Source organism: Schwartzia sp. (in: firmicutes) (genome assembly GCF_978017985.1).
The window spans coordinates 1-8,961 of the sequence record NZ_CDXDFU010000079.1 but is presented as its reverse complement, the minus strand read 5'-3'; the positions used below and the strand labels follow the sequence as shown (position 1 = coordinate 8,961).

Annotated in this window: 11 protein-coding genes; 8 read left to right on the top strand and 3 right to left on the bottom strand. The window is 49.1% G+C overall.

The annotated features are described in order from the left end of the window. From ACY69O_RS03615 to ACY69O_RS03590, 6 genes are all read left to right on the top strand, one after another. Nucleotides 1–498: SLC13 family permease (locus tag ACY69O_RS03615; RefSeq protein WP_462332108.1), on the top strand; the 498-nt coding region annotated here is incomplete at its 5' end. A 151-nt stretch (nucleotides 499–649) separates the two neighbouring features. Beyond that, a complete protein-coding gene (locus ACY69O_RS03610; RefSeq protein ID WP_462332107.1) occupies nucleotides 650–916 on the top strand; it encodes a hypothetical protein in 267 nt (88 codons plus the stop codon). 82 nt (nucleotides 917–998) lie between these two features. Next, the gene (locus ACY69O_RS03605) at nucleotides 999–1,949 is read left to right on the top strand and encodes an ABC transporter substrate-binding protein (protein WP_462332106.1); all 951 of its coding nucleotides are present in this window, start codon (nucleotides 999–1,001) and stop codon (nucleotides 1,947–1,949) included. Next, nucleotides 1,946–2,959: a FecCD family ABC transporter permease gene (locus tag ACY69O_RS03600; RefSeq protein WP_462332105.1), complete on the top strand. Its 1,014-nt coding sequence runs from the start codon at nucleotides 1,946–1,948 to the stop codon at nucleotides 2,957–2,959. Before ACY69O_RS03605 ends, ACY69O_RS03600 begins: the two co-directional genes overlap by 4 nt. After that, nucleotides 2,959–3,741, top strand: coding sequence for an ABC transporter ATP-binding protein (locus ACY69O_RS03595; protein ID WP_462332104.1), 783 nt, complete (start codon nucleotides 2,959–2,961; stop codon nucleotides 3,739–3,741). Before ACY69O_RS03600 ends, ACY69O_RS03595 begins: the two co-directional genes overlap by 1 nt. A 107-nt stretch (nucleotides 3,742–3,848) precedes the next feature. Further along, a complete protein-coding gene (locus ACY69O_RS03590) occupies nucleotides 3,849–4,757 on the top strand; it encodes a LysR family transcriptional regulator (RefSeq protein WP_462332103.1) in 909 nt (302 codons plus the stop codon). Nucleotides 4,758–4,803: 46 nt separating this feature from the next. On the opposite strand, the gene ACY69O_RS03585 is transcribed toward ACY69O_RS03590, so the two are convergent. The 3 genes from ACY69O_RS03585 to ACY69O_RS03575 all read right to left on the bottom strand — a co-directional run bounded on the left by ACY69O_RS03585 (nucleotide 4,804) and on the right by ACY69O_RS03575 (nucleotide 6,953). Further along, nucleotides 4,804–5,406: a flavodoxin gene (locus ACY69O_RS03585; protein ID WP_462332102.1), complete on the bottom strand. Its 603-nt coding sequence runs from the start codon at nucleotides 5,404–5,406 to the stop codon at nucleotides 4,804–4,806. Between the two features lie 38 nt (nucleotides 5,407–5,444). Next, nucleotides 5,445–6,632, bottom strand: coding sequence for an MFS transporter (locus ACY69O_RS03580; protein WP_462332101.1), 1,188 nt, complete (start codon nucleotides 6,630–6,632; stop codon nucleotides 5,445–5,447). Between the two features lie 102 nt (nucleotides 6,633–6,734). Continuing rightward, entirely contained in the window at nucleotides 6,735–6,953 is a 219-nt protein-coding gene (locus ACY69O_RS03575; protein WP_462332100.1) for a hypothetical protein, read from the bottom strand. A gap of 77 nt (nucleotides 6,954–7,030) precedes the next feature. Between ACY69O_RS03575 and ACY69O_RS03570 the strand changes: the two genes are divergently transcribed. Together ACY69O_RS03570 and ACY69O_RS03565 are read left to right on the top strand one after the other, a co-directional pair. After that, entirely contained in the window at nucleotides 7,031–7,606 is a 576-nt protein-coding gene (locus tag ACY69O_RS03570) for a nitroreductase family protein (protein ID WP_462332099.1), read from the top strand. Nucleotides 7,607–7,664: 58 nt separating this feature from the next. Continuing rightward, nucleotides 7,665–8,786 carry a DUF362 domain-containing protein gene (locus ACY69O_RS03565; RefSeq protein ID WP_462332098.1) on the top strand — a complete coding sequence of 374 codons (1,122 nt, stop codon included), beginning with the start codon at nucleotides 7,665–7,667 and terminating at the stop codon, nucleotides 8,784–8,786. Nucleotides 8,787–8,961 lie beyond the last annotated feature (175 nt).

The window sequence follows — 8,961 nt, the reverse complement described above, 5'->3', positions numbered from 1 at the left end:
TTCCTCGTCATCACGAAGTGCCTCACAGAACAGCAGGCATATCGTGGAATTGACTGGGTTACAATCTTCCTGTTCGCAGGTATGATGCCGGTTGCAACTGCAATGGATAAATCCGGTGCAGGTAAACTCATCGCTGACGCAGTTGTCGGTGTAATGGGCGGAAGCCCGAGCCCGCTTATGGTTACGGGTATCCTCTTCGCACTGTCCTGCGGTCTTACACAGTTCATGTCCAACACGGCTTCCTCCGCGCTTCTCTGCCCGATTGGTATTTCCATCGCTCAGAATATCGGTGCTGACCCGCATGCAGTTCTGATGGCTATCGCTGTCGCTGCATCCTGCGCATTCGCTACGCCGGTTGGTACGCCGCCGAACACTCTGGTTCTCGGACCTGGCGGATATCACTTCAAAGACTATATCATCGCTGGTACGCCTTTGATTCTTGTCTGCCTCGTAGTTTCCCTTATCGTTATTCCTATCGTTTGGCCGTTCTTCCCCTGAGTTGGGGCAAGTAACTAAATAAAATTTCCCGGTCGGAATTATCCGGCCGGGATTTTTTTATAAAATGAAACAGCGCACGAAATAAAGATTCTTGCCTTTGATACCTATTATCAGTATAATATACTGTAGAGTTGTTTGAAGGAGAGATAGTATGACTGAGCAGGAAATTGCAATCCGTATTATCTGCGCATTTTTAGGCGCATTGTGTATCATCAATATGTTCACGAAGATAATCGGACCGGAGCGCAAACAGCAGTGGTTTACCGTGCGTTCGGGCTGGTTTGTGTTTTTGAATTACCGCGGCAGTCTCACGAAGGACTGGCTGTATGGTACACCTAAGACGATTCAGGGTGCTTGTGTCGCGCTTCTCATGGCGGTGTGCATTGCTCTTGAGACGTGGGTTATTTTCCTCGTGTAAGAAATTGTAAATCAAGTCGCCGTTCTTTGGGACGGCGGCTCATTTTATGTTTTCGGGAAGATAGATAAAGGAGTTTTGGTATATGGGCAAGAAATCGATACTGCTAGTCTTTGTATTGCTGCTTGCAGTGGTGCTGACGGGCTGCGGAGCAAGAAAGCAGTCAGAGGCGCCTTCATCGGGAACGGTGTTCGCCGAGCTTACTGATGTAAACGGACGCACGGTTAAGCTTACGAAGAAGCCTGAGCGTATCATTGTGACATCTTCATCGTTTTTGGAGCCGCTTCATGCTGTGGGCGGTGATGTGGTAGCGCGTCCGGATTCGAAGACGAATATGCCGGATTTTGCGAAGGACAAACCAAGCATCGGGCGTACGTATAATGTCGATATGGAAAAGCTTTTTTCCTTCTCGCCGGATCTTGTTATCATAAACAAAGCCACGAACGAGAAACTCATACAGCCGCTGGAGGCTGCAGGAATTCCTGTTCTTGTCGCGAATCTCAAGACGTATGATGATGTAAAGAACGGTGTACGCCAATTTGCAGCCATAACAGGAGAAAAAGATAAGGGCGAAGCTCTTGTGGCGGACATGGACAAGCGCGTTGAGGACGTTAAGAGCCGTATTCCGAAAAAGGAAGTGCGTGTGCTTATCCTGCACGGCACATCACAGGGAATTTCCGTGCAGCTTGAGTCAAGCATTGCAGGTTCTGTAGCAAATATGCTGGGCTTCAAAAATGTGGCAGCCGGCATGAAGGCAATGGATAGCAAGCCGGATGCAGCACCATACAGCATTGAAACTGTTGTGGAACAGAATCCTGACGTTATCTTTATAACAAGCATGGGAAAGATTGATGAAATCAGGGCAAGCATGGAGCAGACTATGCAGATGAACCCCGCATGGCAGAGTATACCGGCTGTGCGCGACAAAAAGGTATTTTATCTTTCTCAGGAGAGATTTCTTTTGAGCCCCTGTATTCACTATCCGGAAGCGGTTGAAGAAATGGCGAAATTGATTTACCCGGAGGCATTTAAGTGAACGAAGTAAGTAATCAGTCATCTGTATCCGGCACGGTGACTTTACGGCGTGTCTTAATACTGGCAGTTTTTGCGGCACTTGTTGCAGCGGGATTTATGCTTAGCGTAGGAATGGGCTCGGTGAGCATTCCTGTTGATGAAATTATTACTGTTCTTTCGGGAGCAGGAGAAGGAACTCACGAACAGATTCTTTGGAATATCCGTCTGCCCCGTACTATTGTGGCGGCATTTGTCGGAATCAATTTGGCACTTTCCGGCGCTGTTTTGCAGGCTATCATGAAAAATCCGCTGGCTGATCCGCATATTATCGGTATTTCTTCGGGTGCGGGCCTTGCCGGTATACTCGTTATGCTCGTTTTCCCCGGGCATGAGTATCTCATTACGCCTGTTGCGTTTGTCGGAGCAATGGCGGCTGCTATCGTTATCTATGCTCTTGCGTGGAAAAACGGAATCCGTCCTGTTCGTATTATTCTCGCAGGTGTCGCGGTGTCGGCTTTTCTGGGCGCGGGTATTTCCGCACTCATGATTTTCCACAGCGACAAGGTGCACGGTGCGCTTATGTGGATGGTAGGCGGTCTTGCTGCGAGAAGCTGGCCGCATGTAGAAATTATTTACCCGTACACTATTGCGGGAATTATTTTTGTTATGCTCGGAGCACGCCATCTGAATATTCTTCAGCTTGGCGACGAAATTGCAAAAGGTCTTGGTCTCAATGTTGAGCTTACACGTGTTGTAATGACGGCTATTGCTGCAATGCTTGCGGCAAGTGCCGTATCTGTAGTCGGCCTTTTGGGCTTTGTAGGACTCATTGTGCCGCATGCGGCGCGTCTTATGATAGGCTCGGACTATCGTTTCCTTCTTCCGGGAGCGGGACTTTTGGGCGCCGCTGTTGTTATGTTCAGCGATACCTTCGCACGTACGGCCTTCGCTCCGACTGAACTGCCTGTAGGTATTTTGATGGCGGTGCTCGGGGCGCCGTTCTTCTTGTTCTTGCTGAGGAGGGAACTCTAATGGCACTTGAAGCTAAAAATCTGACGGTGGCATTTGAGGGACGGACTATCCTCAAAAATGTCAATGTATCTTTTACGCCGGGTAAGCGCACGGCGATAATCGGTCCTAACGGCGCGGGAAAATCTACGCTTTTGAAGGCGCTTTCCAGTCTTAACAGAAAATATGAGGGACAGGTTCTTCTTGATGGAGAGGATGTCCGCGAGATGGGGAGGAAAAAGCTCTCTCAGCGTCTTGCTATTCTGCCGCAGGGAGCGCAGGCACCTGCTGACGTAACGGTACGCCAGCTTGTGGATTTCGGACGCTTCCCGTACAGAAGCTGGCTCCGTCCTGGAGATCCGAAGGCTGACCGTGAGGCAGTAGAGTGGGCTCTTGAGCGTACACAGCTTAATGATTTTGTAGACCGCCGCGTAATGCGCCTTTCGGGCGGTGAGCGTCAGCGCGCGTGGATAGCAATGGCACTTGCGCAGAAGCCGGAAATTCTCCTTCTCGATGAGCCGACAACATACCTTGATATCGGTCATCAGCTTGAGGTTATGAACATAGTTGAAGAGCTGAACCGCGACTACGGAATTACTATTATTATGGTTCTCCACGATATCAATCACGCGCTTCAGTATGCCGATGAAATTGTTATCATCAAGGAGCACGGAATATTTGCGCAGGGTACTCCGAAGGAGATTTTGACGGTGGGCATGCTGGCAAAGGTTTTCGGTGTGGAGGCAGATATCTTCGTTAACTCCAAAGGTATATCGGTGCTGTCTCCGGTATCGCTTGTAAAATAAATCAACTGAATTGAAAGTAATCGTTCTAAATATTCGAACGATTACTTTTTTTATTCCTTGCTATTCCTTCAGGTTATGATAAAATGAAGGAGATGGGAGGAATCCTTATGGAACTGCGACAGTTGGAATATTTTACGACGCTCAGCCGTCTCAAAAATTTCACCCGCACGGCAGAAAAGCTCGGAGTATCGCAGCCGTCGGTTACAAAGGCCATAAAAGCCCTTGAAACTGAGCTTGGAGTAGAGCTCATCGACAGACATAGCCGCAATATTATGCTGACCACAGAGGGACATGCCTTTGAGGTTCACGCGGAGCGTATTTTGCACGACGTGGAGGCTACAAAGCAGGACATGCAGCGGTTTTGCCGTACATCATCTGCGAAAATCAAGGTATGTATTCCGCCTATGTTTGAAGCATATCTTTTCCCGGATTTTTTCACGCGTTTCAAAATGGACAATCCGCAAATAGACCTTGTGCTGCAGGCGTATAACGATTCAGAAGAGGTTCGGAGGCTCGTTGCCGCAGGTGAACTCGATTTCGGAATCGTCATGGGAGAGGATATGCCGCTCCCGGAACATGAGATGTCATTGGCAAGGTGCAATATGAATCTCTGTGTCGACATGGGACATAGACTTGCCAATGAGTCGAGCGTTACATTTGAGCAGCTTCGCGGGGAAAAGTTCATCATGCAGCAGCCGCAGACCTTCCAGTACAGGAGCATTGACAGACACTGCTCGGAGCATGATTTTACACCGGATATAGTTCTCTGTGCGGCGCAGACAAAGACGATAAAACAGCTTGTGGCGAACCGTATGGGCGTTGCAATTCTGCCGGAGTTTGTAACACGAATGGATTTTGCTTTCAGGAAAGTACCCTTCAATCCGACCTATGTCATTCAGATTTCATTGTGCTGGAGGGCACAAAAGGTGTTTTCGCAGGCTGATGAGCAGTTTATACGGTTTATAAAAAAGTACATAGATACACCGGAATTTCACGAGAAAATTCGCAAGGGATAAAAAAGCGGTCGGAATTTTTCCGACCGCTTTTCTGTGCGCTTAAATATTATTTTTGTGCTTCAAACTGGCGAATCCACTGCTGGATTGTTTCTCCTCCGGATTCGACCTGACCGCCCGCAAGACTGAGGCCGGGATTGACCTTTGCTCCGGGGCATGCTTTTGCAATGTCCGAAAGAGTAGAACCTTCCTTCCCACCGTTTGTGCAGAAGGGCATAACATGTTTTCCTTCAAGCTCCCTGCCGTGCTTTGCAAGATAAGAGGCAAGAGGCGGAGACATGTGATACCACCAGGTAGGAGTGCCGATATATACAACATCGTAATTTTTAAGATTTGGAAGATCATCGCGTATCTCAGGCATGAAGCCTTTTTCTACTTCGAGCTTTGCCTGTTCGGCGACTTCATTGTAGTCTGTGGGGTATGGCGTGACTGTACGAATCTCTGCTATATCTGCTTTTGCGGCATCTGCAATTTTACGTGCAAGCCGGCGTGTTGTTCCGCTCCAGGAATAGTAGATTACAATAGATTTTTTCGGTGCAGAAGCGGAGCTTGAGGCAGGTGTGTTTTCGGCTTTAGGGGCAGATGTATCTCCGCAGCCTGCCAGTATAAGGACAGATAAAAGAATTGACAGGAGTACCAAGAGCCTTTTCATAGTCATATCTCCTTTCGTTTCTGTACAGTCTATAGATTTTAAGCCGCGGGCAGTTTTTGACGGTTTACCCGCAGGGTTATCGCCCAAATAATGAGGACGGCACCGGCCGTGAAAAATACGAAACGCATACCTAAAAATGTAGTAACAGTTCCTCCGAGAACCGGGCCAAGAATAGAGCCCAGCTGCTGCGCGGCGAACATAAGGCCAAAAATCTGTCCCTTTACCTCAGGCTCAGTGCATTTTGCGAGCAGGGAGTTCAGCGAAGGGTGGATGCCGGAGAAAAACAGTCCGCAGATAAACTGCATGAACGCAAATGTATAAAGCCCCGACATTGTACCCTGTATGATAATGGCACAGCCACCGATTGACATTGCAATGAGCATGGCAGATACAAATCCTTTGTGCTGCCCGAACCAGCCCCAGCAGGGAGCGGCTATAGCACCTGCAATACCTCCGAGGGAGAAAACAATTCCCGATACAAGCACCAGGTTTGGAAGGTTCCCTGCAAGTGACGTGATATACGTGGTAAGAATCGGCTGAAGAATGAGAATAACCATCTGAACAAGCGCGCTCGTAGACAGAAGAATGACGAGCACAGGACGTCGAAGCAGGGAGAATGTGCTCGGCTTATCAGCCGTTTTATGTTCTGTTGGCTCGGGTGCAGGCGGCTCCTTTATGATGAATACGAAAGCAAGGCAGTTTATGAAAAGTGCTCCTGCCGCGAGGAAGAACGATGCCCGCATACCGAAGGCTCCGGCCAATACTCCGCCAATAAGCGGCCCGATGACGCTGCCTGCGGTGAGCGCACCCTGCATGATACCTATGCAGACACCGAGCTTTTGGGGCGGCGCGTAAAGGGCCATGATGGCGAGATCCATGGGCCAAAGCCCTGCCGCAAAGCCCTGAAAGAGGCGCATCATCGCAAGCTGCTCAGGACTCTGGACTATACCGCCGAGAAAATAGCTGATGGAAAGAAGAAAACTTGCGCGTATAGCCATGAGGCGTTTGCCTTTTGTGTCGGCAAGCTTTCCCCAGATGGGAGCCATGACCGCGCTCATGACGAAGCTGGCGGAAAAAACAATACCCGACCATATATTGACATCAGACTCGGGCACACCCAGCTCCAAGGTGAGATACATGGGAAGGAATGGAATGAGCATCGTGTAGCTTGACGACATGAATATGACATTCGCCGTCAAAATACCAAGCACAAGTTTCCAGTTCATTCTATCTATCTCCCTTATCTATCATTCGTCGTTTATTCATTCATATATATTATAACGCCATTGTTCAGATTTTGTCGAAGACAAAATATACTTCTTTGCGTTTCATCGACCGAAGGGAGATATAACTCGGCAGAAGATGTCCCATACCTCTGCAGGCGGGGGCAGGGGCAAATAAAAAGCAGTGAGCATATCTCTGCCTCGTTGAAACGCTGACAGAGGAAGTTTTGCTTTTGGCAAAACTGGAACGAATGCGTTATAACGCCGTTGTTCAAATTTTTCCTGTGGAAATAAATTTTTATTTTTTATCTCATCGAAACTCAAGGAAGCGTATCTCCTTTTTTTACATTAAGTTTGGTATAATTAAACAAGAATCAGAAAAAAGAACGGGAGGGATCAGAGTGGAACTCCATGAGCTTTATCGTACATGCCGTAGTGTCCGCAGATTTGAGCAGAAGCCGGTGCCTGCAAAGGTGCTGCATGAGATGCTCGAGCACGCGCGGCTCGTATCCAGCGCTGCAAACAAGCTTCCGCTTCGCTACATTGTCGTGAAATCTCCGGACATGGTGGCGGCTATGCAGCCACTAATGAAATGGGCAGCACTTTTGCCGCCGGAGGTCGGCGCACCGAAGGAAGACGAGCTTCCGACAGCGTTTATAGTCGTTATACAGGCGGCCGGAGCAGGCGCGTTTCGCGATGTGGATACGGGTCTGGCTGTGAGCGCCATGACAATGACCGCGTGGCAGGAAGGAGTCGGGAGCTGTATCATGGGCTCGATAGATGTGCAAAAGGTTAGGGAGCTTTTGCATATTGCTTCGGCTGATACGCCGCGTCTCGCATTGGCACTGGGCTACCCGAAGCAGACGGGTTACACCGTGGACGTGCCTGTAGGCGCGGATATAAAATATTACCTTGACGAGCAGGGCTGCTTCGTCGTACCTAAGTATCAAATGGCCGATATTGTCCGCATTGTTTGACGCAGATGCTTTGCGGACGGGCTGAGAGTTATTGGGAAGAGGACAAGGGGGCTTCATAATGGAAAAAGCTAAGGTTTATTTCACGGATTTCCGTGTAAAGGTTGGCACACCGCAGACAGAAAAGCTGAAAAGACTTTGCATTGCGGCGGGCTTTAAGAACATTGACATGGAGGGCAAGTTTGTTGCCATAAAAATGCATTTCGGTGAGCTTGGCAACCTCGCGTATCTTCGTCCGCAGTATGCCAAGGCGGTTGCTGACCTCGTAAAGGAGCAGGGAGGAATACCTTTCCTCACAGACTGCAATACTCTTTATCCGGGGAGCAGAAAGCACGCGCTGGAGCATCTTGACTGTGCGAACTACAACGGATTCAATCCTACAACTACAGGCTGTCAGATTATAATTGCCGACGGTCTCCGCGGCACGGACGAGGTCGAGGTTCCTGTGAAGAATGCCGAGTACTGCAAGACCGCAAAAATCGGACGTGCAATAATGGACGCGGATATTGTCATAAGCCTTGCACATTTCAAAGGCCATGAAATGACGGGCTTTGGCGGATGCGTCAAGAATCTCGGTATGGGTGGCGGAAGCCGCGCCGGTAAGATGGAGCAGCATTCCTCCGGTAAATGTAAAGTCAATGAAGCGCTCTGCCGCGGCTGCCGCCGCTGCGCAAAGGAGTGCGGCTCGAATGCTATCACGTACGAGAATAACAAGGCGTTCATTCACGAGGACATCTGCAAGGGCTGCGGACGCTGCATAGGTGCCTGTGCCTTTGACGCAATCAGCAATGAACAGTGGGATGCAAGTGACCTTCTGGACCGCAAGATGGCAGAGTACGCACAGGCAATCTGCCAGGACCGTCCGACGTTCCACATCAATATGGCAATGGACATCTCGCCGAACTGTGACTGCCACGGCGATAATGATGCACCTATTCTTCCTAATCTTGGAATGTTCGCATCCTTTGACCCGATTGCAGTTGATCAGGCTGCCGTTGATGCATGCCAGAAAGCAACCCCGATAAGAAACAGCCAGCTTGGAGATAATATGGCGGCAGGAGGAGAACATCATCACGATGTATTCCTGGATAACAAACCGCATGTTAACTGGGAAGAAACCCTTATTCACGGAGAAAAAATCGGTCTTGGAACAAGACAGTATGAGCTTGTAACAATCAAATAAAACGGCTTTAATGCCTTCACCTTCAGGGGGAGGGGGACCGTGTAAACTCGGCACCTTCTCCTAAAGGAGAAGGCATTTCTTTTTTTACAGCCCCTTTTTCTTGATTCTGGGCGGTCTTTGTTCTATTATATAGGAGTTGAAGGTTAACGGTTAACCTAAACGAACATATTTGCAG

Excerpts from the sequence above, each read along its gene's own strand:
- ACY69O_RS03580 (WP_462332101.1), bottom strand. The coding sequence starts at position 6,632 with ATGAACTGGAAACTTGTGCTTGGTATTTTGACGGCGAATGTCATATTC.
- ACY69O_RS03605 (WP_462332106.1), top strand. The coding sequence starts at position 999 with ATGGGCAAGAAATCGATACTGCTAGTCTTTGTATTGCTGCTTGCAGTG.
- ACY69O_RS03590 (WP_462332103.1), top strand. The coding sequence starts at position 3,849 with ATGGAACTGCGACAGTTGGAATATTTTACGACGCTCAGCCGTCTCAAA.
- ACY69O_RS03565 (WP_462332098.1), top strand. The coding sequence starts at position 7,665 with ATGGAAAAAGCTAAGGTTTATTTCACGGATTTCCGTGTAAAGGTTGGC.
- ACY69O_RS03585 (WP_462332102.1), bottom strand. The coding sequence starts at position 5,406 with ATGAAAAGGCTCTTGGTACTCCTGTCAATTCTTTTATCTGTCCTTATA.
- ACY69O_RS03595 (WP_462332104.1), top strand. The coding sequence starts at position 2,959 with ATGGCACTTGAAGCTAAAAATCTGACGGTGGCATTTGAGGGACGGACT.
- ACY69O_RS03610 (WP_462332107.1), top strand. The coding sequence starts at position 650 with ATGACTGAGCAGGAAATTGCAATCCGTATTATCTGCGCATTTTTAGGC.